Origin of the sequence: Sphingopyxis sp. Root154 (assembly GCF_001427105.1) — a bacterium.
GTDB lineage: Bacteria > Pseudomonadota > Alphaproteobacteria > Sphingomonadales > Sphingomonadaceae > Sphingopyxis.
Map to the genome: position 1 here is coordinate 1,438,293 of NZ_LMGI01000002.1, position 25,022 is coordinate 1,463,314.

General features: G+C 66.6%; 19 protein-coding genes. 12 read left to right on the forward strand and 7 right to left on the reverse strand.

What is annotated here, in order from left to right:
• Positions 1-45 precede the first annotated feature (45 nt).
• The 8 genes from ASD73_RS12630 (at position 46) to ASD73_RS12665 (ending at position 7,775) form a co-directional block, all read left to right on the forward strand.
• Positions 46-783: a class I SAM-dependent methyltransferase gene (locus ASD73_RS12630; protein WP_056372777.1), complete on the forward strand. Its 738-nt coding sequence runs from the start codon at positions 46-48 to the stop codon at positions 781-783.
• Positions 780-2,324, forward strand: a complete 1,545-nt coding sequence (ubiB, locus tag ASD73_RS12635) for a 2-polyprenylphenol 6-hydroxylase (RefSeq protein WP_056373599.1) — start codon at positions 780-782, stop codon at positions 2,322-2,324. Before ASD73_RS12630 ends, ubiB begins: the two co-directional genes overlap by 4 nt.
• 109 nt (positions 2,325-2,433) lie before the next feature.
• Entirely contained in the window at positions 2,434-3,558 is a 1,125-nt protein-coding gene (locus tag ASD73_RS12640) for a glycosyltransferase (protein WP_056372778.1), read from the forward strand.
• Positions 3,555-4,658: a hypothetical protein gene (locus tag ASD73_RS12645; RefSeq protein WP_156377372.1), complete on the forward strand. Its 1,104-nt coding sequence runs from the start codon at positions 3,555-3,557 to the stop codon at positions 4,656-4,658. The genes ASD73_RS12640 and ASD73_RS12645 overlap by 4 nt, the downstream gene beginning before the upstream one ends.
• Positions 4,659-4,768: 110 nt before the next feature.
• Entirely contained in the window at positions 4,769-6,160 is a 1,392-nt protein-coding gene (locus tag ASD73_RS12650) for a bifunctional phosphopantothenoylcysteine decarboxylase/phosphopantothenate synthase (protein ID WP_056372780.1), read from the forward strand.
• A complete protein-coding gene (gene dut, locus ASD73_RS12655) occupies positions 6,123-6,671 on the forward strand; it encodes a dUTP diphosphatase (RefSeq protein ID WP_056372781.1) in 549 nt (182 codons plus the stop codon). Before ASD73_RS12650 ends, dut begins: the two co-directional genes overlap by 38 nt.
• A gap of 1 nt (position 6,672) precedes the next feature.
• On the forward strand, positions 6,673-7,422 hold the full coding sequence (locus ASD73_RS12660; protein WP_056372782.1) for a HesA/MoeB/ThiF family protein: 750 nt from the start codon (positions 6,673-6,675) through the stop codon (positions 7,420-7,422).
• The gene (locus tag ASD73_RS12665; RefSeq protein ID WP_056372783.1) at positions 7,401-7,775 is read left to right on the forward strand and encodes a DsrE family protein; all 375 of its coding nucleotides are present in this window, start codon (positions 7,401-7,403) and stop codon (positions 7,773-7,775) included. The genes ASD73_RS12660 and ASD73_RS12665 overlap by 22 nt, the downstream gene beginning before the upstream one ends.
• A 146-nt stretch (positions 7,776-7,921) precedes the next feature.
• Here ASD73_RS12665 and ASD73_RS12670 read toward each other — a convergent pair whose 3' ends face one another.
• From ASD73_RS12670 to ASD73_RS12700, 7 genes are all read right to left on the reverse strand, one after another.
• On the reverse strand, positions 7,922-8,647 hold the full coding sequence (locus ASD73_RS12670) for a class I SAM-dependent methyltransferase (RefSeq protein ID WP_056372784.1): 726 nt from the start codon (positions 8,645-8,647) through the stop codon (positions 7,922-7,924).
• On the reverse strand, positions 8,647-9,774 hold the full coding sequence (gene prfB, locus ASD73_RS12675) for a peptide chain release factor 2 (RefSeq protein ID WP_056372785.1): 1,128 nt from the start codon (positions 9,772-9,774) through the stop codon (positions 8,647-8,649). The genes ASD73_RS12670 and prfB overlap by 1 nt, the downstream gene beginning before the upstream one ends.
• Positions 9,775-9,846: 72 nt before the next feature.
• Entirely contained in the window at positions 9,847-12,366 is a 2,520-nt protein-coding gene (locus tag ASD73_RS12680) for a penicillin-binding protein 1A (protein ID WP_056372786.1), read from the reverse strand.
• A 136-nt stretch (positions 12,367-12,502) separates the two neighbouring features.
• Positions 12,503-13,132 carry a TetR/AcrR family transcriptional regulator gene (locus ASD73_RS12685; protein WP_056372787.1) on the reverse strand — a complete coding sequence of 210 codons (630 nt, stop codon included), beginning with the start codon at positions 13,130-13,132 and terminating at the stop codon, positions 12,503-12,505.
• A complete protein-coding gene (locus ASD73_RS12690; protein ID WP_056372788.1) occupies positions 13,129-14,274 on the reverse strand; it encodes a DSD1 family PLP-dependent enzyme in 1,146 nt (381 codons plus the stop codon). Before ASD73_RS12690 ends, ASD73_RS12685 begins: the two co-directional genes overlap by 4 nt.
• A complete protein-coding gene (locus tag ASD73_RS12695) occupies positions 14,271-15,524 on the reverse strand; it encodes a D-arabinono-1,4-lactone oxidase (protein ID WP_056372789.1) in 1,254 nt (417 codons plus the stop codon). Before ASD73_RS12695 ends, ASD73_RS12690 begins: the two co-directional genes overlap by 4 nt.
• 161 nt (positions 15,525-15,685) lie before the next feature.
• Positions 15,686-16,630, reverse strand: a complete 945-nt coding sequence (locus tag ASD73_RS12700; RefSeq protein ID WP_082521517.1) for an N-acetylmuramoyl-L-alanine amidase family protein — start codon at positions 16,628-16,630, stop codon at positions 15,686-15,688.
• A gap of 646 nt (positions 16,631-17,276) precedes the next feature.
• On the opposite strand from ASD73_RS12700, the gene ASD73_RS12705 reads away from it, so the two are divergent.
• The 4 genes from ASD73_RS12705 (at position 17,277) to ASD73_RS12720 (ending at position 25,014) form a co-directional block, all read left to right on the forward strand.
• Positions 17,277-19,976 carry an Rne/Rng family ribonuclease gene (locus tag ASD73_RS12705; RefSeq protein ID WP_200934939.1) on the forward strand — a complete coding sequence of 900 codons (2,700 nt, stop codon included), beginning with the start codon at positions 17,277-17,279 and terminating at the stop codon, positions 19,974-19,976.
• A 144-nt stretch (positions 19,977-20,120) separates the two neighbouring features.
• On the forward strand, positions 20,121-21,524 hold the full coding sequence (locus ASD73_RS12710) for a M48 family metalloprotease (RefSeq protein WP_056372790.1): 1,404 nt from the start codon (positions 20,121-20,123) through the stop codon (positions 21,522-21,524).
• A 56-nt stretch (positions 21,525-21,580) separates the two neighbouring features.
• Positions 21,581-23,188 (forward strand): DsbA family protein, encoded by a 1,608-nt coding sequence (locus ASD73_RS12715; RefSeq protein ID WP_056372791.1) that lies wholly within the window; start codon positions 21,581-21,583, stop codon positions 23,186-23,188.
• 11 nt (positions 23,189-23,199) lie between these two features.
• Positions 23,200-25,014, forward strand: a complete 1,815-nt coding sequence (locus ASD73_RS12720; protein ID WP_056372792.1) for a tetratricopeptide repeat-containing sulfotransferase family protein — start codon at positions 23,200-23,202, stop codon at positions 25,012-25,014.
• Positions 25,015-25,022 lie beyond the last annotated feature (8 nt).

Below are 25,022 nucleotides of genomic sequence, written 5' to 3' on the forward strand. Positions count from 1 at the left end.
TAAAGGCCGTTCGACTTTACCTCTCCCCGCAAAGGCGCGCGCTCCATGGCCACTCCCGACACCGTCAGCTTCGGCTATGAACAGGTCCCCGCGGGCGACAAGACCGCAATGGTCGGCGAGGTGTTCAGCCGCGTCGCGCGCAAGTACGACATCATGAACGATGCGATGTCGGGTGGCATGCACCGCCTCTGGAAAGACCGCTTCGTCCGCCGCGTCAAGCCGCGCGAGGGGGAGAAGATCCTCGACATGGCGGGCGGCACCGGCGACATCGCCTTTCGCATGGAGCGGTTCGGCGCGAGCATCACGGTCGCCGACATCAACCCCGACATGCTGGGCGTCGGCGTCGAGCGCGCCGCCGAGCGCGGCATCGACAGCCTCGTCTGGTCCGAGCAGAATGCCGAAAAGCTGAGCTTTCCCGACCAGTTTTTCGACGCCTATACGATCGCGTTCGGCATCCGCAACGTCACCGACATCCCGGCCGCGCTGAGCGAAGCGCACCGCGTGCTGCGCTATGGCGGGCGTTTTTTCTGCCTCGAATTTTCGACCAACGAATGGCCGGGTTTCGCGCAAGCCTATGACGCCTACTCGCACCACCTCGTCCCCAAGCTCGGCAAGCTGATCGCCGACGACGAGGACAGCTATCGTTACCTGATCGAATCGATCCGCCGCTTCCCGCCGATGCCCAAATTCGCACAGATGATCCGCGACGCGGGCTTCACCGCGGTGAAGGTCGAGCCGATCCTCGGCGGTCTGGTCGCGATCCACAGCGGGTGGAAAGCTTGACCCGACCTATCACCCATATCGTGCGCCTGCTGAAGTGGGGGCGTATCCTCGCGCGCCACGGGGCGCTGCGCGGCATCGAGAGTGCACCGCAGACCCCGCCCGGGGTGAAGCGGCTGTGCCGGATCGCGCGGCTGGGCACGATCCAGCCGAAAATTCCCGATTATGCCGCCGCATTCCAGGCGATCGGCCCGGCAGCGGTCAAGCTCGGACAGACGCTCGCAACGCGCCCAGACCTCGTCGGCGAAGAGGCCGCACGCAACCTGCTGAGCCTGCAGGACGCGCTCGCCCCCGTCGCGTTCGAGCGCATCAGGCAGGAAATCGAGGCGACCTTCGAGGTTCCGCTCGAAAGCCTCTACGCCGAATTCGACCCCGAACCCGTCGGCTCGGCCTCGATTGCGCAGGTCCACCGCGCGGTGACGACCGAGGGCCGCAAGGTCGCGGTCAAGGTCCGCCGCCCCGGCATCGACAAGCAATTCGCGCGCGACATCGACACTTATGAATGGGCGGCTGCGCATCTCGAGGCGCTCGGCGGCGAAGCGACGCGGCTGCGCCCGCGCGAAGTAATCGCCAATTTCCGCCGCTGGACGCTGCGCGAACTCGACCTCCGCCGTGAAGCTGCCTCGGCGTCCGAACTCGCCGACGCGATGGTCGGCGTGCCGACCTATCAGGTGCCCGCGATCGACTGGGACCGCACCGCGAGTCGGGTGATGACGCTCGACTGGATCGACGGCATCAAGATTTCGCATCGCGAGCAGCTCATCGCCGCCGGGCACGACATGGAAAAATTGTCGGCGAACCTCGTCAACGCCTTCCTGCGCCAGGCGATCGCCGAGGGCTTCTTCCACGCCGACATGCACCAGGGCAATTTATTCGTGAAGGCCGACGGCACGATCGCCGCGGTGGACTTTGGCATCATGGGGCGGATCAACCGCCAGGCGCGCTACTGGCTCGCCGAGATTCTCTATGGCCTGACCACGGGCAACTACCGCCGCGTCGCCGAAATCCATTTCGAGGCCCAGTACGTCCCCGATTATCACAACGTCGAGGAGTTCGCGACGGCGCTCCGCGCGGTCGGCGAGCCCATGCGCGGCAAGCCCGTGAGCGAGCTGAGCGTCGGGCAGATGCTCGACGGGCTGTTCGCGATCACGCGCGATTTCGACATGCAGACGCAGCCGCACCTGCTGCTGCTGCAAAAGACGATGGTGATGGTCGAGGGCGTCGCGACGATGCTCAACCCCAAGATCAATATGTGGAACGTCTCGGGCCCGTTCGTCAGCGAATGGATTCGCGACGAGCTTGGTCCTGAGGCGGCGCTGGCCGATGGCATCCGCGAGCAGGGCAAGACGCTGGCGCTGATCCCCGACATCATCCGCCGCCTCGACGCGCAATTGCCGAAGAAAGGCGCCGCGCCGCCCGCGCCGCCGCTGCCCGACATCGCGCTGATGTGGGACGTGGGCGAGAAAATGCGCTGGTGGCGCTATGCGCTGACCGCGCTCGTCGGCGCCGCGGCGGGCGCCGGCATCCTGAACTGGCTGGGCTGACCATCGCCCGACGGGCCTCCGGCGCGTGGTTACCGGACATTTACCTTAAATCGTTAAGCGCAGACCTCGACCAACCCCGGACGTGAAATCCGGACAGAACCGAGGTTTCATGCGTCACGACATCCTGATTGCCGACGATATCCTGCCGGTCGACAGCCTGCCTCTCGAGGTGGCGGTCGTGGTGCCGACGCTTAACGAAGCCGCCAATGTCGAGAAATTGATCGAAAAACTGTCGGTCGTGCTCGCCGGTCGCGGCTGGGAAGTCGTCTTCGTCGACGATAATTCGCCCGACGGGACGAGCGCGCTGGTGCGCCGCATCGGCCGCGGATCGCGGCATGTGCGCATCGTCCAGCGCGTCGGCCGCCGCGGCCTGTCGTCGGCGGTGGTCGAGGGCATATTGGCGACCGCCGCGCCGGTCATCGCTGTGATGGACGGCGACCTCCAGCATAGCGAGGACGCGCTGCCGCAGCTTATCGACGCGATCGCGGGCGGCGCCGATATCGCGGTCGGCACGCGCTATGTCGCGGGCGGCGGGATCGGCGACTGGAACAAGGATCGCGCGCGGATGAGCCGGCTCGCCACCCGCGCCGGGCAGATCGCGCTCGGCACCGACGTGTCCGATCCGATGAGCGGCTTTTTCGCGGTTCGCCGCGATGCCTTTGAACGCGCGCTACCGCGCCTCTCTGCCGTCGGGTTCAAGATATTGATCGACATATTGGCGTCGAGCCCGGCGCCACTGAAAGTCGCCGAAATCCCCTATCAGTTTCGCACCCGCGAAGCCGGCGAAAGCAAGATCGGCGCGCGCGTCATCGCCGAATATGCCGAACTGATCGCCGACAAGACGATCGGCCGCTTCGTACCCGTTCGCCTGCTCAAATTCCTGATGGTCGGCGGGCTCGGCGTGTTCGTCCACCTTGCCGTGCTGCGCACGATCCTCGGCACCGGCAGCGCCTTTGTCACCGCGCAGACCAGCGCGGTCGTGACGGCGATCGCCTTCAACTTCTTCCTCAACAACAGCTTCACCTACGCCGACCGCAAGCTGAAGGGCTGGCGCCTCGTCGGCGGCCTTGCCAGCTTCTATGCGATTTCGGCGCTCGGCGCGGTCGCCAATATCGGTATCGGCACGTGGATGGCCGGGCATGACGAGCGCTGGTGGGTGGCGGGGGTTGCGGGCGTGCTGGTCGGTGCGATCTGGAACTTCGCCATGTCGTCGGCGCTCACATGGCGCAAATGACGACCGCAACTACGGGCTGGAACCGCTTCGCCGGGGTTTCGCGTCCGGTTGCGGCGGCGATACTGGGTCTGCTGGCGGCGCTGATGATCTGGGGCCTGCAGCCCGGCGCGGACCGCGCGCATGTCGCAGTCGCGAGCCCCACGTCGATCCCGTTCGACGGCCTCACCGGCGATCACGCGCTATATGCCCGCATCGCGCAGCGGGTTGCGACCGGCGAATCCTATTATGCCGTCGCCGCCGAAGAACATCGCAGCGGCAACTATCCGCTACGCCCCTTCGTTGCCGTCCGCTTGCCCACGCTCGCCCATATCGTCGCCGCGCTCGGCGAACAGAAGGCGATGCTTCTCTTCCTTGTCATCGGCGGCGCTGCGATCCTTGCTTGGTATCGGCGGCTCCGGACTGAGCCCGGCCTGCCCCGTTATGCCGCGGTTGGCGCCTTGTTCGTCGCCGCGAACCTGACGCAGCTTGCGGCTCGCGAATGGCTCTACATCCATGAGGCGGCCGCAGGCGTGCTCGTGACGCTCGCGCTCGCACTGTATCGCCCGGCGCGTCCGTGGTGGACCATGGCGATCGTCGTCGCCGCGCTCGCGATCCGCGAGACGGTGCTTCCGGTCGCGATGCTGTTCGGGCTGTTCGCGCTGATCGACCGCGACTGGCGCGCGGCGGCGGGCTGGCTGGCGATCGGACTATGCTTCGCGGCGGGCCTTGGCGCGCATATCACGGCGCTGGCGACGGTCACGACCCCCGCCGACGCGGCGAGCCAGGGCTGGCACGGACAGGGCGGCTGGATCGCCTATCTGTCGTTCGTCCAGGCCTCGTCGCTGCTGCGCTTCTTCGCGGGATGGGTCGGCGCGCTGCTCGTCGCGCTCGCGCTGCTCGGCTGGGCGGCATGGCGCTCGCGGCTCGGGCTTGCCGTGCTGCTGATCCAGCTCGGCTATGCGGCGCTGCTGATGCTCTTTGCGCGGCCCGCCAATTTCTATTGGGCGATGCTCGTCACGCCGACATTGTTCATCGGCCTCGCCTTCACACCCGCCACACTCACGGAATTGATGCGATCGTTGCGACGGCCGCGCCCGGCGATTCCCGCTGCGGCCCAATAAGGCGTCCGCTTGAACTGAAGCGCGGAAGCGCATAACTGATGCGCGAAGGAGACGGCGATGAATCAAATCCAGTCGATCGCCGCCCGCCCGGGGCAGGCCAGCCACCGCTGATGCCCTCGCCGCGCATCCTCCTGATCATCGGCGGCGGTATCGCCGCCTATAAATCGATCGAACTCGTCCGCCTGCTCCGCAAGGCCGGCTATGTCGTGCGCTGCGTTATCACGCGCGCTGGCGAACAGTTCGTGACGCCGCTGACGCTCGCGGCGCTTTCCGAGAACAAGGTCTACACCAACCTCTTCGACCTCAAGGACGAGGTCGAGATGGGGCATATCCAGCTCAGCCGCGAAGCCGACCTGGTCGTCGTCGCACCCGCGACCGCCGACCTGCTTGCGAAGATGGCAGCGGGCATCGCCGACGACCTCGCGACCACTTTGCTGCTCGCGACCGACAAGCCGGTGCTTGCCGCGCCCGCGATGAATGTGCGCATGTGGCTGCACGCCGCGACGCGGCGCAATATCGCGACCTTGCGCGGCGATGGCGTGACCGTGATGGAGCCCGACGAGGGCGAGATGGCATGCGGCGAATATGGCCCGGGCCGCCTGCCCGAGCCGGCCGCGATCAGGCAGGCGATCGACGCGGCGCTTTCTTCTCCCCTCCCGCTTGCGGGAGGGGGCGGTCAGGGTCACGTGCCTCTGACCACGGGAAGGCCTGTTGCGTCGTCAAACTTACCATTGGACGACACTCGCTCATCCGCCGACATGCCCTCCCCTAACCCCTCCCGCCAGCGGGAGGGGGACTTGAGCGGTCAGCCCGACTTCGCCGATGAAAATCACCGTCCGCTCTATGGCCGGCGCATCCTGATCACAGCAGGACCGACGCACGAGCCGATCGACCCGGTGCGCTATATCGCCAACCGATCGAGCGGGAAGCAGGGCTTTGCCATCGCCGCCGCGGCAGCCGAAGCCGGCGCCGAGGTGCTGCTGATTGCGGGGCCGGTGCCGCTGCCGACCCCGCCGGGCGTGATCCGGGTCGATGTCGAGACCGCCGTCGAGATGGCGGCCGAAGTCGAGCGGGGCCTCCCCGTCGACGCCGCGATCATGGTCGCCGCGGTCGCCGACTGGCGCGCCGCCGACACCGCGCCGCAAAAGATCAAAAAGGATGGCAGCGGGGCGGTTCCGCCGCTCGCGCTCGCTGAAAACCCCGACATCCTCGCCGGCCTCGCCAAATCGCCCGAGCGCCCGAAATTGCTCATCGGCTTTGCGGCCGAAACCAACGACGTGATCTCGCATGCCGAGGCCAAGCTCGCGCGCAAGGGATGCGACTGGATCGTCGCCAATGATGTTTCGGCCGACCCGATGGGCGGCGAAAGCAACCGGGTGCATATCGTTAGCAAAGGCGGCGTAGACAGCTGGGACCGGCTACCCAAACAGGCCGTCGCCCGCAAATTGATGGAAAAGATCGCCGATGAACTCGACACCCGCGCACCCCTTGAAAGAGATTGAGATCGCCATCCAGCGGCTGCCCAACGGTGGCGGCCTGCCCCTGCCCGCCTATGCCAGCGATGGCGCGGCGGGAATGGACGTCGTCGCCGCCGAGACGCTGACATTGCGCCCCGGCGCGCGCCACGCGGTCGCGACCGGCTTCGCGATGGCGATCCCGGCGGGTTATGAGGTGCAGGTCCGCCCGCGCTCGGGCCTCGCACTCAAACATGGCGTCACCTGCCTCAACACGCCCGGGACGATCGACAGCGACTATCGCGGCGAAGTGAAGGTGATCCTCGCGAACCTCGGCGACGAGGCGTTCGAGATCAAACGCGGCGACCGCATTGCGCAGCTCGTCCCCGCACCCGTCCAGCGCGCGGCCTTCGCCGAAGTCGAGACACTCGACGCGACGGCGCGCGGCGCGGGCGGTTTCGGATCGACCGGGGTCGAGAGCGATGCGGTCGACGAAACCGCGGACACCGCGGGCCTCGCGTCGCTGTCGGGCATCCAGCTGCGGCGGCCGGTCGAATAGATTGCTGAGCGACGCCGAACTCGACCGCTATGCCCGCCAGATCATCCTGCCGGCCTTTGGCGGCGCGGGACAGGCGAAGCTGAAGGGCGCGCATGTCGCGATTATCGGCGCGGGCGGGATCGGCTGTCCGGCGATCACCTATCTGGCGGCGGCGGGCATCGGCAAGCTGACGATCATCGACCATGACGTAATCGAGCTCAGCAACCTGCAGAGGCAGCCGCTGTTCACCGATGCCGATATCGGCGCGCTGAAGGCCGAGGTCGCGGCGGGAGCGGCGCGGCGGATCAACCCCCACGTCGAAGTGGTCGCGGTCGCCGAACGGATCGACGAGAGCAATGCCGAGGCACTGCTGGCGGGTGCAAGCCTGATCCTCGACGGTTGCGACAATTTCGATACGCGGCTGGCCGTCAACCGCTCGGCAGTCGCCTTGCAGATTCCGCTGCTCAGCGCCGCGATCGGGGCGTTCGAGGGACAGGTCGCGCTCTACGAAGGCTGGCGTGTGGATGGCGCCTGCTATGCGTGCCTTGTCGGCTCCGACCCCGACCGGCCGGGCATCAATTGCGCCGAAACCGGCGTGATGGGCGCGCTCGCGGGCATGATTGGGACGATGGCGGCGCTGGAGACAGTGCGCGCGCTCACCGGCCTCGGGTCTTCCTTGACCGGCCGGCTCGCGATCGTCGATATGCTGGATCGCCGCTGGCGCGAGGTCGGCGTACCGAAGGATCCGCTATGTCCGGTCTGCCGAGCCTGAACATCATCGTCGCGGTCGCCGAGGGGCGGCGGCTCTACGCCGCGCTCGAAGCGGGGATGGCGGCGGCGGCGCTGGGCCGGCCCGTGCGCATCTTCCTGCAGGGCGAGGCCGCGGCGCTGCTGCGCGACCCGGTGTCCTTTTCGGGCGACGAGGCACGCCGCGCCGCGGGACAACCCGATCTTGCCTGGCTGGTCGAAGAAGCGATCGCGATGGAGATCGCCCTTTTCGTCTGCCAGTCGGGCATCGCGCTCGTCGGCATCGCGGCGACCGAACTGGTGCCGCATGTTCGCGCCGCGGGGCTGGTCAGCTTTCTCGCCGAGGTCGGCGCCGAGGACCGGCTGATCGTCTATTGAAAGGCTCCCCTCCCGCCTGCGGGAGGGGTTGGGGGTGGGCGTGAGCGCAGCGAACTCCCGAGATATCGCAGGCCCATCCCGCTGCCACTAGCGAACAAGTTCGCAAAGTTTCGCTGCCCCTCCCGCGAGCGGGAAGGGAGATTTCGTCACGGGTTATCGCAGACCTTGATCGCATCGGGGTCGGGGCGCCTGCCCTCGGGCTCGAAGCGCGCGAGATAGCCGCCGGCATGCTGTTTGTCGTCGTAGGAGACGAGCTTGTAGCCCACCGCCTCGAACTCGCAGACGAGCAGGCGGAAGGGCGTGCCGTGCTGCGCGATCGGCCGGTCACCGTCGACGACAAGCACCTGTCCGCCCTTGCGCAGCGCCGGGCGCAGTCGCCACAGGAACGCGTAAGGCTCGCCGATCTCGTGATACATATGGACCATGAAGACGCGGTCGAAACTGGCCGCGGGCAAACGCGGATCGTCGACCGCGCCGAGTTTCAGCGAGACATTGTCGAGCCGCTCGCGCGCGACGCGGTCGGCCAGCCGTTCGATCACCTCGGGAATGATATCCTGCGCGAGCACGCGGCCGCCGACGCCGACGCGCTGCGCCAGGCGCACCGTATAATAGCCGTCGCCCGCGCCGATATCGGCAACGGTCATGCCGGGCCGCACGTCGGCCGAGTTCATGACATCCTCGGCTTCGTTGACGCGGTCGCGCGCTTCCTCGGTCGACCATTTGGTCGAGACCGTCGGCGCGACCGGCCGGTCGGCGGGCGGAAACTCGCGCGCGGTCTCGGCGCGGTCGCTGCCATCATCCCACGGCGCGTCATCGCAGCTGCCGAGCAGCGGCAACATCGCCAGCGCGGCAAGAGCGGCGACGCGCTTCATCAGTCGATATCTTCCACTTCGACCTTTTCGCCCGTCACCTTCTGCGACAGCGCCGCCGCCATGAAGGGGTCGAGCGCACCGTCGAGCACGTCGGACGGCGCGGTCGAGGTTACGCCGGTGCGCAGGTCCTTCACCAGCTGGTACGGCTGGAGAACATAGGAGCGGATCTGGTGGCCCCAGCCGATCTCGGTCTTCGCCTGATATTCGCCCGACGCCGCGGCTTCGCGCTTTTGCAGCTCGGCTTCGTACATCCGCGCCTTCAGCATTCCCATCGCGGTCGCACGGTTCTTGTGCTGCGAGCGGTCGTTCTGGCTGGCGACGACGATCCCGGTCGGGATGTGCGTGATACGGACCGCCGAATCGGTCGTGTTGACGTGCTGCCCGCCCGCGCCCGAGGCGCGATAGGTATCGATCTTGAGGTCGCCTTCGTTGATCTCGATATCGATATTGTCGTCGATCACCGGATAGACCCAGACCGACGAGAAGCTGGTGTGGCGGCGCGCCGAACTGTCATAGGGCGAAATGCGGACGAGGCGGTGGACGCCGCTTTCGGTCTTGGCATAGCCATAGGCATTTTCGCCCTTCACCAGCATCGTCGCCGATTTGATGCCCGCCTGTTCGCCCGCCTGATATTCGACCAGCTCGACCTTCAGCCCGCGCTTTTCGGCCCAGCGGCTGTACATGCGCTGGAGCATTTCGGCCCAGTCCTGGCTTTCGGTGCCGCCGGCGCCCGCGTGAACTTCGATATAGGCATCGTTCGCGTCGGCCTCGCCCGCAAGCAAGGCTTTGATCTTGTCCTCTTCGGCGCGCGCCGCGAGCACGCCAAGCGACGCCACGGCCTCATCGACCATCGCCTCGTCGCCTTCCATCTCGGCCAGCTCGATCAGCTCGGCGGTGTCGGCGCATTCGGTTTCGATCGCGCGCGTCGCATTGATCGCTTCGTCGAGCCGGCGGCGTTCGCGCATGACCTCCTGCGCGGCCTTGGCGTCATTCCACAACGTCGGGTCTTCGACCTTCGCATTGAGTTCGTCGAGCCGCCGCACCGCGCGGTCCCAGTCGAGGAAACGGCGCAGCAGCGCCAGCGCGGCGCCAATCTTGTCGATATGATCCTGCGCTTCGGCGCGCATGTCCTTGCTCCTGAAATATGTTGATCCCGCCCTTACGGCCTGATGAGCCGCAGGGGAAGGAGGTGCGCGGCGTCAGATAATGCCGCCGCGGTCGTCGAGGAAGTCGCTGTCGGTGCGGCCGGTCGATCCCTTTTGCGACGCGCCGCCGGTCGCCCGCCGCTGCGTCTTGATCGGCTTGATTTCCTCTTCGCGGATCGTCCGCCGCGGTTCGCTTTCGGGCTTGAAGGCTTCCCAGATGATCGACGCCTTGGGGTCGGTCCCCGGCCAGCTGCCATAGACACGGCGGCCCGACTGGCGGTCGATGCGCACCATCCGCACGCCCTTCGGCGCCGAGAAGGGAATCGGCTGGCGATCGGCGAGCGCGGCGAGCGCGAAATCCTTGAAGATCGGCGCGGCATAGCTTCCGCCCTGCGCGTAGCCGCCCATGCTGCGCGGCTGGTCGAAGCCGATATACATGCCCGCGATCACGTCGGGCGTGCCGCCGACGAACCACACATCGTTCGGCCCCGTGGTCGTACCGGTCTTGCCGAACAGCGGCACGCCCAAGTCACGCAGCCGCACCGCGGTGCCGCGCTGGACGACGCCTTCGAGCATATGGACAACCTGATAGGCGGTGATCGGGTCCATCAGCTGCTTGCCCGACCTGGCGAAACGCGGCATCGGCCGGCCGTCCCAATCCTTCTTGTTGCAGCCCTCGCACGGTTTCCAGTTCGCCGGGAAGATCACCTTGCCGCGGCGATCCTGCGCATAGTCGATCACGCGCGGCTTCAGCGCGCGGCCGTGGTTGGCGAGCATCGCGTACGCATTGGTGATCTTTTCGACCGTCGTCGTTCCGGCGCCGAGCGCGGTCGAGAGATAGGGTTCGTGCTTGCCGATGCCCATCGTCTGGATCGTTTCGACCACCGGCTCCATGCCGACCTGGCTCGCGGTGCGCACCGTCATCAGGTTGCGCGACTGTTCGAGACCCCAGCGCATCGTATGCTCGCCCGAGCCGCCGCCGCCGCCGAAGTTGCGGAAGCATTTGTTGCCGAGGCTGGCGCCCTGATAAACGCAGAAGGGCCCGTCGACGATCATCGTCGCGGGGGTCATGCCATTGTCCAGCGCGGCGGCGTAGACGAACGGCTTGATCGTCGAACCCGGCTGGCGCTCGGCCTGCGTCGCGCGGTTGAACGGCGACAGGCGGACGTCGAAGCCGCCCTGCATCGCATAAATGCGGCCCGAATGCGGGCTTTCGACGACCATACCGCCCGACACTTCGGGGATGTTGCGCAGCGCGTAGCCGCTTCCGCCGGTCGATTTGACGGCAATCAGGTCACCGGCGCGCATCGCCGAAAAGGCACTGCCGCCGGTTTTGCGATAACCCATCGTCGCGGCGCTCGCGGGCAGCGTCCCCGTATCGCCATTCGAAAAGCCGATGCGCGCCGCACCGGGCGATTTCGAGAGCACAGCGGCGACGCGCCAATTGTCGTAATCGATGCCGATGAAGCTCGACGCCAGGCGGCTCTGCCACTGATCGTCGGCCTCGATCGTCGCGATCGGTCCCGACCAGCCCTTGCCGGCGTCGTACCGCTGCAGCCCCTTGCGCAGCGCCATCGTCGCGCCCTGCTGCATCTTGCCGTCATAGGGCGTGCGCACCCAGAGGCCGCCGGCATAGACGCTGTGCGGCCCCTTGTCGGCGGTTTCGCCGAACTGGGCGATCAGCTGGCGCCGCACCTCTTCCATATAATAGCCGCCGACCTGCGCGATCGCGGTGTTGCCCGTGTTGGTGAGGCCGAGCGGCATCGCGCGCGCCGCATCGCGCTGCGCTGTGCTGATCCAGCCATTATCCTGCATCGACCCGAGCACGAAATTGCGCCGCGCGATCGCCTCGCGTTCGAAACGCGCACGGCCGTATTTTTCGGGCGCTTTGGGCAGAATCGCGAGGAAGGCCATTTCGTGGAGCTGGAGCTGGTCGACATCCTTGTCGAAATAGGCGCGGCTCGCCGCCTGCACGCCAAAGCTGCGGCGGCCGAGCGGGATTTCGTTGAGATACAGCTCGAGGATCTGTTCCTTGGTCAGCGCATCCTCGATGCGCATCGCGAGGATCGCCTCGCGCACCTTGCGGCGATAGCTGAGCTCGTTCGTGAGCAGCAGGTTCTTCGCGACCTGCTGGGTGATCGTCGAGGCGCCGATGGGGCGGCCGCTGTTCGTCAGGTTGGTGATGATCGCCGAGGCGATCCCCGGATAGTCGATGCCGCCATGACTGAAGAAAGTCTTGTCCTCGGCCGCGAGGAAGGAGCGCACGAGCAGCTGCGGATACTCGCTATACTCGAGCTGGACGCGGCGTTCGCGGGCATAGCTGTGCACCGGTTTGCCCTCACCGTCGCGGACCATCGTCGGCAGCGGCGGTTCATAGTCGCGCAGCTGGTCGACCGACGGCAGGTCGCGCGCGAAAACCACCCAGATCAGCGCGAGGAAGAGAACACCCGCGAGTGCGAGGTAACCGAGCCAGCGGAACCAGCGCCGCGTCCACATATCGCTCAGCCATGCGATGACGGCATTGCTGTCGCGGCGCAGGCGCAAGCGGAAATCGGGCGGACTGTCAGCGGCCATATGTCCCCGCCTCTAAAGCCTGAACCGACGAAAGGGAAGCGTGCTTGCGGCGAGGTGCGTTTCTACTCCCCTCCCGCTTACGGGAGGGGTCGGGGGAAGGCTTGTTTCCTCAGCCATATCCGCGACATGCCGTCCGCTAAGCGGGAGGGGGATCTAAAAAGTCGAGCAGCGCCGAGCGGAGCATAGCGGCCACTTCGCCGTGCACCGCGCCCGCCGAAACGCGGTCTTCCTCATACAGCATTTCGTCGGCGGCGAAGCCGAGTTCGACCGCCAGCCGCAGCCGCGACCAGAGCATTTTGCGGTCGATGCCAGGAAGGTACGGCCAACAGGCATCGGTCAGACGGTCGGTCACATGACGATGCGATTCGAGCCGGACGTGCACCAGTTGCGGCGACGCGTGCAGCGCGCGCAAGATCCACACCGCCCCCGGTTCGGCGCGCGTCACCGCGGCATTTTCGGCCAGAAGGTCGCCGATATGATCCGCCATGCCTACGATCCCGCCGGGCGCATGCCGCGCTATCCAGTTTTCGAGCACCGCGTTCTGGCGCTCCATCAGCCGCCGCCCGAGCGCCTCTATCACCGCATATTTGTCGTCGAAATAGCGATAGAGAGCGGGCGGGGTCAGCCCGGCGCGGGCCGCGATCATGTTCGTCGAAATCCGCTCGAGCCCGACCTCGGCGAGCAATTCGCCCGCGACGTCGAGCAGCAACCCCTGCGTCTGCCGCGCACGGTCCTGTTTGGGCCGCTGCCGGGCGCCAGCGGTCACCGCGCGCGGCCGCGCGCGCTGACGGGCCAGATGTCGATGAGCGTGTCGCCCGCGACGATATGGTAGAAATCATAGAGGTTCACCGTCGGGTCGCAGTGCGGCACGGTCAGGCTGACCGGATCGCCGGGCGCAAGCTGCGTCCCGATCCCGGGCGCAACCAGCGCGGCATGCTCGTCGCCCATGAAGGCGAAAAAGGCGGTTTCGGGCGCCCCGCGCTGCACCACCGCGACGCCGCCGTCGGTCGACAGCGATTTATATCCGGCGTCGATCGTGACGAGCCCGCTATGATTGGCGCTGACGACGCGCGCATCGACCGACAGCGAAACCTCGAACGGCGGCGCGGCGCCATCGGCGATGTCGCAGTCGAGATATTGCTTGTCCATGAAGACATAGCTGCCCGCCTGCAATTCGGTGAAAACGCCGAGATCGAGGTCGATCCGGTGCGTGCCGGTGCCCGACCCGGTGACGATAGAGGGCGCGAAATCCGCTTCGGTCAGAGCGGCGATGACCTGTTGCAGATAGGCGGTGCGTTCGACGATCGCGGCGCGGCGGTCGGCATAGCTTTCGATATGCTGCTGCGACCCGCAGTAAAATTGCACGCCGCGATATTCGAGGTTGGGCGATGCGGCGATGGTCCTCACCAAGGCCACGGCTGCTTCGGCTGACGCCACGCCGGTGCGCGCGATACCGGGATCGATGTCGATGATCACGTCGAGCTTTGTTCCGGCTGCCGCCAGCGCCGCGTCGATGCGCTCCGCAACGCCCGGATGGTCGACCACCGCCATCAACCCGTCGGCGGTCTCCGCGAGCTTCGCCAGCCGCTCAATCGCGGCGGGTGCGGCGACGGGCGAGGTGATGAGGATGCCCGTAACGCCGCCCTCGGCGAGCACCTCGGCCTCGCCGATCTTGGCGCAGCAGACGCCGACCGCGCCCGCCGCTTGCTGGCGCCGCGCGATATCGACACTCTTGTGCGTCTTGGCATGCGGGCGGAGCGCGACGCCGTGATGTGCCGTGAGCGCCGCCATCGCCAGAATATTGCGGTCGAGCGCGTCGACATCGAGCACCAGCACGGGCGTGTTGAGGTCGGCGCGCGACCCCTGCTGGCCGATCAGATGGTCGTGCAATTCACGGTCGGTCGTCATGCGAACAAGGTCTCCAGATGCGGGTTGAGGAATTTGCCGTGCGGATCGGCGGCGCGGCGCACCGCTGTATAGCGTCCAGCCATCGGGTAAAGCGCGGCAACGTCGGTGCGGCTCAGCGTGTGACGTTTGGCCCAGTGCGGTCGCCCGCCGGCACCGCGAAAGATCGCCTCGGCCTCGGCGAACAGCGCCGCCCAGGGCATCTTCGCATATTGGTGCATCGAGATCGCAGCGACGGGCCCGGCGTTCATCGGGCTCATCCAGATATCGTCGGCGGCGACGGTGCGATATTCGAAGGGAAAGGTGACGGGAACCCGTTTCTTGCGGATCCAGCCGACGATCTCGTCCAGCGTATCGAGCCCGGCAGCACGCGGCATTTCATATTCCATTTCCTCGAACCGCAGCGTCCGGTCGGAGGGAAAGATGGCATGCGCGGGACCGCGGCGGCGGCCCGAAATGCCGCTTTTCATCATCAGGCGCTGCAAAAAGGGCGTCAGGAACGGCAGGCGCGCCGAAATGTCGAGGATGCGGCGGAAGGTCGCCTCCTCCATGTCGGTCGTGCTTGGCGGCGGGTCGCACGGATCGCAGGGGTCGAGCGTTTTCAGGATCACATGGTCGCTGTGCGGGAAGAACCAGAATTCGATATGGCGGTGCTGCTGCGCGAGGTCATCATAGCTTTCGCGGATTTCGGCCCAGCGGCGCTTTTCGATGCGTTCGGCGAGGTGAAAGGCGGGGACGACCGCGACCTCGATCTCGGTCGCGACGCCGAACAGCCCGAGCGACAGGCGCTGTGCCTGATAGAGATCGGCGTTGGTCGCGCTATCGCACCAATGCGCCTCGCCATCGGCGCCAACGAGCCGGAAACCGCGCGCGAAGGTCGAGAGCGAGCCGAGGTCGACGCCCGTGCCATGCGTCCCCGTCGCCATCGCGCCCGCCAGCGACTGCGGATTGACGTCGCCCTGGTTGGCGAGCGCGAGCCCCTCCTCCCAGAGCGCCGCGGTCAGCCGGCGAATACTCCAGCCCGCGGGGATGCGCGCGGTCCGGCGGTCGGTGGCGATGTGGATCGCGCCCGCCATATCGTCGAGGCTGATGATGAGCTCGCCCGATTCGCAGAGCGGCATGAAGCTGTGTCCCGCGCCGGTGATGCGCAACTTGTTCGCGCTGCGGACGAGTGCCGCGAGTTCATCCTCGCTTTGCGGGCGCGCGACCTGTCCGCTCGCGGTGACGCTGCCCGACCAGTTGCTCCACACCATGCTTCTCTCCCGCAGCGAGAGCGCCGAAGCTGTGCGCGGCAGAAAAGTTAGTCAAGACTAACTTTTAAGCTCGTTATTTCCCCGGAAGCGGGAACCCAGCAGCAACGTCCGACCAGGTTCCCGCTTTCGCGGGAATGACGAAGGGTTGAATAAGGTCGCGCCTAACGCGCCGCGATCCGCCGCGCGAAATGGATCTGCACCGCGTCGCGCACCCCGCGCGCAACCTTTTTCTGGCCCGCGGACGAGGCGAGGAATTCGCCATCCTCCTTGTTCGAGATGAAACCCGTTTCGAACAGGACCGACGGGGTGTCGGGCGCCTTCAGCACGATAAACGAGGCGAAGCGGTGCGCGGTGGTGCGGAATTTGACGTCGTCCGACGCCTCGCGCTGAAGGAGCCGCGCGAAGTCCGATGCGACATTCATCGTTTCGCGCTGGGTGAGGTCGAGCAGGATCGCCGACACATCGCCGCTGTGCGCGCCAAGATCGACGCCGTTGATGACATTCGCCTTGTTCTCGCGCGCGGCAAGCCGTGCCGCCTCGCGGTCGGAGGCGACCTCGGACAGCGTGTAGATCGACGCGCCGCTCGCCTGCTGATTCTCAGCGGCATCGGCGTGGACCGAGATGAACAGGTCGGCCTTCAGCCGCCGCGCGATGCCATAGCGCTCCTCGAGCACCAGGAAACGGTCGTCCGAGCGCGTGAGCGCGACACGCACCCGGCCCGAGGCGAGCAGGTCGTCGCGGATTGCGCGGGTAAGCGCGAGCGTGATGTCCTTCTCGCGCTTGCCGCTGTGTGGTGAAATCGCGCCGGGGTCGTGCCCGCCATGGCCGGCATCGATCACGACGAGCGGCAGGCGGCTGTTCGCCGGCCCCTCGATGCGCGGCAGCGCCACCGAAGGCTTTGGTTTTCCAATCGGAACGGTCACGCTGTAGCGTTTTTCGGGCCGTTTGGCGCGAAATCCCGCGGAGGGCGGCAATTGCGGGCGCGAGCCGCGTAATGCGCGTTCGAACCGATTCACCGAATCGCCGATCGGGATCGTGGCCACCTGCCCCATCAGCGCCGATGCCGGGGTCGCAATCATGCCAAACAGGACGAGCAGCAGGCTCATGACGCGTCTATGCGGCCCGAGGCGCGCGATGGTCCAGCGCTTATTCGAAACATGACGCCCCCCGGCCGCCGAACATGGTGAAAGAATCGTTAGTCGTGGCGCGTGAAAGGCAGGTTAACTGCCGGATAATCATATTCGATGCGACGTGCATATTTGCAACACGTCGGTGCCATCCTATCTTTGTACGGTGGTTGTGGTTGCCGTCGGCACATGCCGATGCTAGCACGCCCTCACTGACGGTGTCGTTCCCGGTGCCGTCCGGCCTTTTGAGGGGAGGGCCTGCTCCGCGAATATGCGGATCATGGCCGCCTTGGCGCCGGACATGCGGGGAAGGGCGACCTGCCGCCAGTCCACCCGGTTGACCGGACAGTCGGGGCGTGCGCATCACGCCCGCCCTGCCCGCCCGCTCATCCCGTAACAGGTTGATGCCGCATGAGGCTTGCCATGCCCTCTTCAGATCCCGACGCGGGCGCTTTCGCCCCGGCCGTCGCCGGATTTGAAGACCGCATGCGCGTCCAGGACCGGACGCAGGCTCCTTTCGGCAATAACGTCTTTTTTCTTTTCACCCGTATCCGCCGCGGCCCGCCCTCGGGCAGGTTCGCGGGATTTTTTGATGGCGCGCTAAGGCGCGCTTGGAGTGTATCTAATGACCACGCGCATGTTGATCGACGCGCGGCACCGGGAAGAAACCCGGGTCGCCGTCACCAAGGGAAACCGAATCGAGGAGTTTGATTTCGAGTCCGCCGAGCACAAGCAGCTCAAGGGCAATATCTATCTGGCCAAGGTTACCCGCGTCGAACCGTCGCTTCAGGCGGCGTTCGTCGAATATGGCGGCAATCGCCACGGCTTCCTCGCCTTCAGCGAAATCCACCCCGACTATTACCAGATTCCGAAGGAAGACCGCGACGCGCTGCTGCGCGAAGAGGCCGAGCACGCCGCCGCCGCCGCTCAGCGCGCCGAGGAAGACCTCGACGAGCTCGAAGGCGATGTCGCCGACGTCGAATATCACGACGAGGACGAGAATGGCGACAGCCGCGCCGATCGCGACGACCGCGATGATGACCGGGACGATCATGACGATCGCCACGACGACCATGATGATCGCGACGACAATGGCGATGCCGAAAATGGCGACGCCGAAGACGGCGCCGAAGGCTCCGAAGAAGGCAAGGATGGCCGCGGCGACCGCCGCGGCCGTGGTCGCGGACGCGGCAACAACAATCGCAAGGGTGGCCGCGGACGCAGCCGCCGCAATGACGACGAAGACAGCGAAAACCGCATGTCGCTGCGCCGCCGCTACAAGATCCAGGACGTCATCCGTCGCCGTCAGGTGATGCTGGTCCAGGTCGTCAAGGAAGAACGCGGCAACAAGGGCGCCGCGCTCACCACCTATCTGTCGCTCGCCGGCCGCTATTGCGTGCTGATGCCGAACACGATGCACGGCGGCGGGATCAGCCGCAAGATTTCGAACGGCGCCGATCGCCGCAAGCTGAAGGCGATGATCGACGAACTCGCGCTGCCGCCGACGATGGGCTGCATCGTCCGCACCGCGGGGATGAGCCGCACGAAGGTCGAGATCAAGCGCGACTTCGACTATCTCGCGCGCCTGTGGGACGAGATTCGCGAAAACACGCTGGGATCGAGCGCGCCGGCGCTGATCCATTCGGACAGCGACCTGGTGAAGCGTGCGATCCGCGATATCTATCACAAGGATATCGAGGAAGTGCTCGTCGAAGGCGACGAGGGCTACAAGGCGGCGAAGCAGTTCATGAAGCTGCTGATGCCGAGCCACGCGCGGCGCGTGAAGCAATATGCCGACCCCGTGTCGCTCTATCAGCGCTATGGCGTCGAGGATCAGCTCGCCGGGATGCTCAATCCTGTCGTCCAGCTGAAATCGGGCGGTTATCTGGTGATCAACCCGACCGAGGCTTTGGTATCGATCGACATCAACTCGGGCCGCTCGACGCGCGAGCATAATATCGAGCAGACCGCGGTCAGCACCAACCTTGAGGCCGCAGCTGAAATCGCACGCCAGCTCCGCCTGCGCGACATGGCCGGGCTGGTCGTGATCGACTTCATCGACATGGATCATGGCTCGAACGTCCGTAAGGTCGAGCGCGCGATGAAGGATGCGCTGAAGAACGACCGCGCACGCATCCAGGTCGGCCGCATCTCGGGCTTTGGCCTGATGGAGATGAGCCGCCAGCGGCTGCGCACCGGCGTGCTCGAAGCCTCGACGCGTCCGTGCCCGCATTGCGAAGGCACCGGCCTCGTCCGCACCGCCTCGTCGGCGGGCCTCAGCGCGCTGCGCCTGATCGAAGAGGAAGCCGCACGCGGCAAGGGCAACAAGATCACCCTGCGCGCGAGCCAGGAAGCGACCTTCTATCTGCTCAACGAAAAGCGCCGCGAACTGCGCGAGATCGAAGAGCTGTACGGCGTCACCGTCGAAATCCTGCCCGACGGCGAGACCGAGGGCGCGCGCATGGCGGTCGAGGTCAGCGGCCCGCCGCCGATCGCGCGCCGCAGCTTCGCCCCGATCGCCCCGATCGAGGACGATGACGACGACGATTATCCCGAGGACGAGGAAGAAGAAGCCGAAGAAGAGGCCGCCGAAGAGCGTCCGGCGCGTTCGCGTGACCGCGAGGAAGGCGCGCGCGACCGCGAGGAAGGCGATGCCGACGGCGAAGGCCGCAAGCGCCGCCGTCGCCGTCGTCGTGGCCGCCGTGGCCGCCGCGACGAAGAAGGCAATGAAATCGCCGAAGGCGGCGAAGGCGGCGACGATCGCGATGGCGACAGCGCCGAGGCCGACGAAATCGAAGCCGTCGAGGCCGCTCCCGAGGCGGACGCCGAGGAAGCCGAAGCCAAGCCGCGCCGCCGCCGTGGCGGACGCGGCCGCAAGAAGGCTGATGCGACCGACGGTGCAGACGAGGCCGCAGCCGAAGCTGAAGTGGCACCGGTAGAGGTGGTCGAAGCCGCCGAACCGGTTGCCGAAGAAGCCCCGGCCGCCGAGGAAAAGCCCAAGCGCAAACGCGCGCCGCGCAAGACCAAAGCCGCTTTGGCCGCCGAAGCCGAGGCTGCGGAAGCCAGCGAGGCACCGGTCGTCGAAGCAGTCGCCGCCGAAGCTCCGGCTGAAGCAGAAGCAGCAGCCGAAGCCGAAGCCGAACCCGCCAAGCCCGCGCCCAAAAAGCGTGCGAGCCGCGCGAAAAAGGCGGTCGCCGCGGAGGCAGCAGCCGAACCCGCGACCGCGGGCGAAGTCGAACCGGTTGCGGCCGATGCCGACGGCGAGGGCGAAGGCCCTGACGGCGAACCGCGCCGCGGCTGGTGGCAGCGCACGTTCGGCAATTGATCGTCCAGGCCGATCGGGTGGCAACTGATCAAGGCCGATTGATCGCATAAGCACGCTTCGCACCTTGCGTCCGCGCGACCTGACCCCCAATAAGCCCCAATGGCTTCACTCGGGGTTCAGGCGCGCGGCGCAAGAGAGGCGGGGATGACCGCTTTCCCGCCGCAGCCCGCGTTCGGGGCGCAAAGACTGCGCTCCCTTTTCCGTATCGCGCTGACATTGCTTGCGATGTTCGCCATCGCGCTGCGCCCGGCGGCGGCGCAGTCGATCCTGCGCGACGCCGAAACCGAAGCGCTGTTCCAGGATATGATGGACCCGTTGCTCGTCGCGGCAGGGCTGAAACCCGGGCAGGTGCGCGTCCATCTGCTCGGCGACCGGAGCATCAACGCCTTCGTCGCGGGAAGCCAGGACATCTATGTCTTCAGCGGGCTGATCGAGGCCGCCGACAGCGCCGAAGAGGTGCAGGGCGTGCTCGCGCACGAACTCGGCCACGTCATGGGCGGCCACGCGATCCGCGTCAACGAAGGCGCCAAGACCGCGACGGGCATCTCGCTCCTCAGCCTGCTGCTCGGCGCCGCGGCGATCGCGGCGGGCGCCGGCGAAGCCGGCATGGGTGTCATGATGGCGGGCCAGCAGGCCGCCCTCGGCAAATTTCTCGCTTTCAGCCGCGTCCAGGAATCGACCGCCGACGCTGCGGGCGCACAATATCTGTCGACGGCCGGGATTAGCGGCCGCGGCAGCCTCGCCTTTTTCAAGAAACTGCAAAATCTCGAGTTCCGCTACGGGGTCAAGCAGGACGACGATCAGGCCTATGGCCGGACGCACCCGATGTCGGGCGATCGCATCCAGACGCTGCGCGAAGTCTATGTCATCGATCCCGCATGGGAAAAGCCCGCCGACCCGAAAATCGAGGCGCGCTTCCAGCGCATCAAGGCGAAGCTGTCGGGCTATATGGCCGAACCCGAACGGACGCTGCGCAAATTCCCCGAAAGCAATTCGACCATCCCCGCGCGCTATGCCCGTGCCTATGCCTGGCACAAAAGCGCCTATCCGCAGAAGGCATTGACCGAAGTCGAAGGCCTGCTCGCGACGAGCCCGAACGATCCCTATTTCCTCGAACTCGAGGGTCAGGTCCTGCTCGAATCGGGGCGCCCCAAGGAAGCCATCCCCGCGCTGCGCAAGGCGGTCAGCCTGTCGCGGTCGCAGCCATTGATCAGCGCGACGCTGGGCCATGCGTTGATCGCGACCGAGGATCCGGCGAATTATGCCGAGGCCGAAGAGGTGCTGAAAACCGCCGTCGCGCTCGACAATCAGAACCCGTTCGCCTGGTATCAGCTCGGCATCGTCTATGCGAACAAGGGCGATCAGGCGCGCGCGGCGCTCGCCTCGGCGGAACGCTACAGTCTTGAGGGTGGACAGTCGGGGCTCGCGCTGCGTAATGCCGAAATGGCGATGCAGGGCTTGCCCCAGGGCTCGCCCGACTGGATCCGTGCACAGGATATTTCACTGGTCGCTCGCGCCGAGGTGGAACGCGAGCGCAAACGGCGTTAGATTCAATCGGGACAAGCGGGGACCGCATCGCCAACGATGATGCGCAAGGGCAACAAGTGACTGACAGAAAAGACGATTATTACCAGCCGTGGCTGCGCGACCCCGCGCCGACGCCGAGTGGCGGCGCGCCGGCGCAGGGTGAAGGATTGGCGAAGCCAAAGGACGAGCCCCCCGTCGGCATCGACCTGACACGATACAGCGCCCCCGAAAAGCCGCGCGATCCGCTGGTGAAGCCCGAGGCGATCAAGGCCGGGGCGGCGAACCTGTGGGATCGCATCCGGGGCGGCGCCGAAGCCTTTGCCGACTGGACGATCCGCATCGGCGACCGCGCCGACATTCCCGCGCGCGTCGAAGCGATGGAAATCCCGCGCCGCTCGCGCGAATTCGCGGCGAAGACCGGCGCCCTCACCGCGCGCGCCGCGCGGGCGGCGGGGCGCGGATCGGCGCAGGCCGGACGCGCCGCAGCGAAGGCGACCGGCGAGGCGTGGGAGAAGATGGCGCTCGGCGACAAGGCCCGGAAGCTGTCGAGCGAGGCCGGGCGCGGGCTCGGCGAAGTCGCCGGCAAGACCAAGGCGGGCGTCGTCGACATCGCCAAGGCGGGCGGCGATAGCCTTCGCGAGCAGCTTGGCGATGCCGCGAACAAGCTGCGCCCCGCACCACGCGAGGAACTGGCGCCGCCGCCCTCGGGGCTCGAACAATTGCTCGCGCGTGAAGAAGCTGCAGCCGCGCAGGCGAACGCGCCCGCCGCGCCCGACCTCCCGCTCTTTGCGGGTGACGCTGCGATTCCGGCTGTAGCAAAGCCGGCGCCGGCTGATTCGGCGAGCGCGATGGAAGGCGACGATCGCTCGCCGATTGCGCAGCCGGTGAAAAAAACCACGAATGCCAAGGCGATGCCGGCGCAGCGCTTGCCGCAGGTGAAGGGGACGGGAATGGACGGCGTTGCGACGCGCACATGGGGCCTCGCGCTTGGCGGCATTTTGCTGCTCGCGCTCGTCTTCTGGCTCGGCGGCCGCTTCGGCGGCGGGATGAGCAAGGCCGAGGTCGAGACGATCGTCGCCGATTATATCAAGGCGAACCCGCAGATCATTCCCGAGGCGCTCGAAGCGCAGCGTAATGGCGAGATCGCCAAGGCGATCGACGCGATCCGCCCCGCGCTCGAAAAACCCTATGCGGGGGCATGGGCGGGCAATGCCGACGGCGATGTGACGCTGGTGGTGTTCACCGACTATGCGTGCGGTTTCTGCCGCGCGAGCGTACCCGACGTCGACCGCCTGATCCGCGAGGACAAGCGCGTGAAAGTCGTGTTCCGCGAACTGCCCATCATCGCGCCGCAAAGCCGCGATGCGGCGCTGATGGCGCTCGCCGCCGCGCGGCAGGGCAAATATGACGCCTTCCACCATGCGATGTTCGCGGCGGGCTCGCTCGACAAGGCGGCGATCGCCGCGGCTGCCGAAAAGGTCGGCGTCGTCACCGACGGCACCGCCGATGCGACCGCGAACGAGGCGCTGTTCCAGCGCGAACTCGACAGCAATCTCGCGATCGCGACCCAGCTGCAGCTGAACGCCACCCCGACGTGGATCGTCGGCAACCAGCTGTTCCAGGGGCAGATCGGTTATGACGGGTTGAAGCAGGCGGTGGCGAAAGCACGGGCAGCGAAAAGCTGAAGGGGGCAACCATGGCGACCGTCTCCCACGATGAAGCGCTCGCCAACGCCCGCCGCCTGCTGAGCGGCCAACCCGCCGCCGCGCTGGCGCAGGCGCATGCGATCATCGAAGCCGTCCCGACCTCGGCGGCGGCGCACCGCCTCGCCGCGCATGCCCTCCGCGCACTGAACCGCGAGGCGGAAGCACAGGCGGCGTCGCTCGCGGCCGTCGGCGCAACGATCCACGACGAAGCGATGGTCGATGCGGCGCTCGCGCTCGCCGAGGACCGGCTGCCCGACGCCGAAGCCGCGCTACGCCAGCGCCTCCGTGAAGATGCGACCGATGTCGCGGCGATCCGCATGCTGGCCGAGGTCGCGGGACGCATCGGACGTTATGACGACGCCGAAAAGCTGCTGTCGCGCGCGCTGGAGCTTGCGCCGGGTTTCGGCGCCGCGCGCGCCAATCTCGCGACGGTCTATTACAAGCAGAACCGTTTTGCAGACGCCGCCGAAACGCTCGATGCCGTCCTCGGCGACGATCCCGACAATCCCGCGCATGCGAATTTGCGCGCCGCCGCGCTCGGCCGTATCGGCGGCTATGACGAGGCGCTCGCGCTTTACGAAGAGCTCACGCGCCGTTTCCCCGATCATGCCAAGCTGTGGATGAGCTATGGGCATCTGCTCAAGACCGTCGGGCGGCAGGACGACAGCATCGCCGCCTATCGCCGAGCGCTCGCCGCCGATCCGGGGCTCGGTGAAATCTGGTGGAGCCTCGCTAACCTCAAGACGATCCGCTTCGACGTGGAGGACCGTGCGGCAATGGAAGCGGCGCTGGTCGCCGCCGAGCCCGATCGCGACGCGCGCGCCGACGACCGGCTGCACCTGCATTTCGCGCTCGGCAAAGCCTATGACGACGCCGCCGAACATGAGTCCGCATTTCGCCATTATGCCGCGGGCAACGCGATCCGCTCCGCCCAGCTTGGCTATCGCGCCGTCGAAACGAGCGCCGCGGTCGATGCGATCATCGCCGCCTGCACGCCCGAGTTTTTCGCTTCGCGCGCGGGCGCGGGCGATCCCGCGCCCGATCCGATCTTCATCCTCGGCATGCCGCGCGCCGGATCGACGCTGATCGAGCAGATCCTTGCGAGCCATTCGGCGATCGAAGGCACGATGGAACTGCCCGACATCCCCGCGCTAGCGCTCGGCCTCGGCCGCGAAAGGCATGATGACGGGCGCCGCTGGATCGAGGCGCTGACCGATACGCCCCCCGAACAGCTCGCCGAACTGGGCGCGGCCTTCCTTCAGCGCACCGCGGTGCAGCGCAAGACCGGCAAGCCCTTCTATATCGACAAGCTGCCGAACAACTGGCTCTACACCGCCTTCATCCGCCTGATCCTGCCCAATGCGAAGATCATCGACGCGCGGCGGCATCCGCTCGACTGCTGCTTTTCGAACTTCCGCCAGCATTATGCGAAGGGTCAGGCATTCAGTTACGGCCTCGCCGACGTCGGCGACTATTATCGCGACTATGCCCGCCTGATGGCGCATATCGACGCGGTGCAGCCGGGCCGCGTCCACCGCGTGATCCACGAGGCGCTGCTCGACGACCCCGAGGCCGAGGTGCGCGCGATGCTCGCCTTTCTGGACCAGTCCTTCGAGGAGGCCTGCATGACATTCCACATCAACGCGCGCGCGGTGCGCACGGCGTCGAGCGAACAGGTGCGGAGACCAATCAATCGCGACGGCGTCGGGCAATGGCTACCCTATGAAAAATGGCTCGATCCGCTGAAGCAGGCACTCGGCCCCGTCCTCGGCGCATATCCGGCCATTCCCGCCGATTTCAGCTGATAGCCGCA

Bases quoted from the DNA above. Each gene is read 5' to 3' on its own strand.
- ASD73_RS12695 (WP_056372789.1), bottom strand. From the start codon at position 15,524: ATGGTGTGGAGCAACTGGTCGGGCAGCGTCACCGCGAGCGGACAGGTC.
- ASD73_RS12670 (WP_056372784.1), bottom strand. From the start codon at position 8,647: ATGAAGCGCGTCGCCGCTCTTGCCGCGCTGGCGATGTTGCCGCTGCTC.
- ASD73_RS12665 (WP_056372783.1), top strand. From the start codon at position 7,401: ATGTCCGGTCTGCCGAGCCTGAACATCATCGTCGCGGTCGCCGAGGGG.
- ASD73_RS12645 (WP_156377372.1), top strand. From the start codon at position 3,555: ATGACGACCGCAACTACGGGCTGGAACCGCTTCGCCGGGGTTTCGCGT.
- ASD73_RS12700 (WP_082521517.1), bottom strand. From the start codon at position 16,630: ATGAGCCTGCTGCTCGTCCTGTTTGGCATGATTGCGACCCCGGCATCG.
- ASD73_RS12650 (WP_056372780.1), top strand. From the start codon at position 4,769: ATGCCCTCGCCGCGCATCCTCCTGATCATCGGCGGCGGTATCGCCGCC.
- dut (WP_056372781.1), top strand. From the start codon at position 6,123: ATGAACTCGACACCCGCGCACCCCTTGAAAGAGATTGAGATCGCCATC.
- ASD73_RS12640 (WP_056372778.1), top strand. From the start codon at position 2,434: ATGCGTCACGACATCCTGATTGCCGACGATATCCTGCCGGTCGACAGC.
- ASD73_RS12680 (WP_056372786.1), bottom strand. From the start codon at position 12,366: ATGGCCGCTGACAGTCCGCCCGATTTCCGCTTGCGCCTGCGCCGCGAC.
- ASD73_RS12710 (WP_056372790.1), top strand. From the start codon at position 20,121: ATGACCGCTTTCCCGCCGCAGCCCGCGTTCGGGGCGCAAAGACTGCGC.
- prfB (WP_056372785.1), bottom strand. From the start codon at position 9,774: ATGCGCGCCGAAGCGCAGGATCATATCGACAAGATTGGCGCCGCGCTG.
- ASD73_RS12705 (WP_200934939.1), top strand. From the start codon at position 17,277: ATGACCACGCGCATGTTGATCGACGCGCGGCACCGGGAAGAAACCCGG.
- ASD73_RS12690 (WP_056372788.1), bottom strand. From the start codon at position 14,274: ATGACGACCGACCGTGAATTGCACGACCATCTGATCGGCCAGCAGGGG.
- ASD73_RS12630 (WP_056372777.1), top strand. From the start codon at position 46: ATGGCCACTCCCGACACCGTCAGCTTCGGCTATGAACAGGTCCCCGCG.
- ASD73_RS12720 (WP_056372792.1), top strand. From the start codon at position 23,200: ATGGCGACCGTCTCCCACGATGAAGCGCTCGCCAACGCCCGCCGCCTG.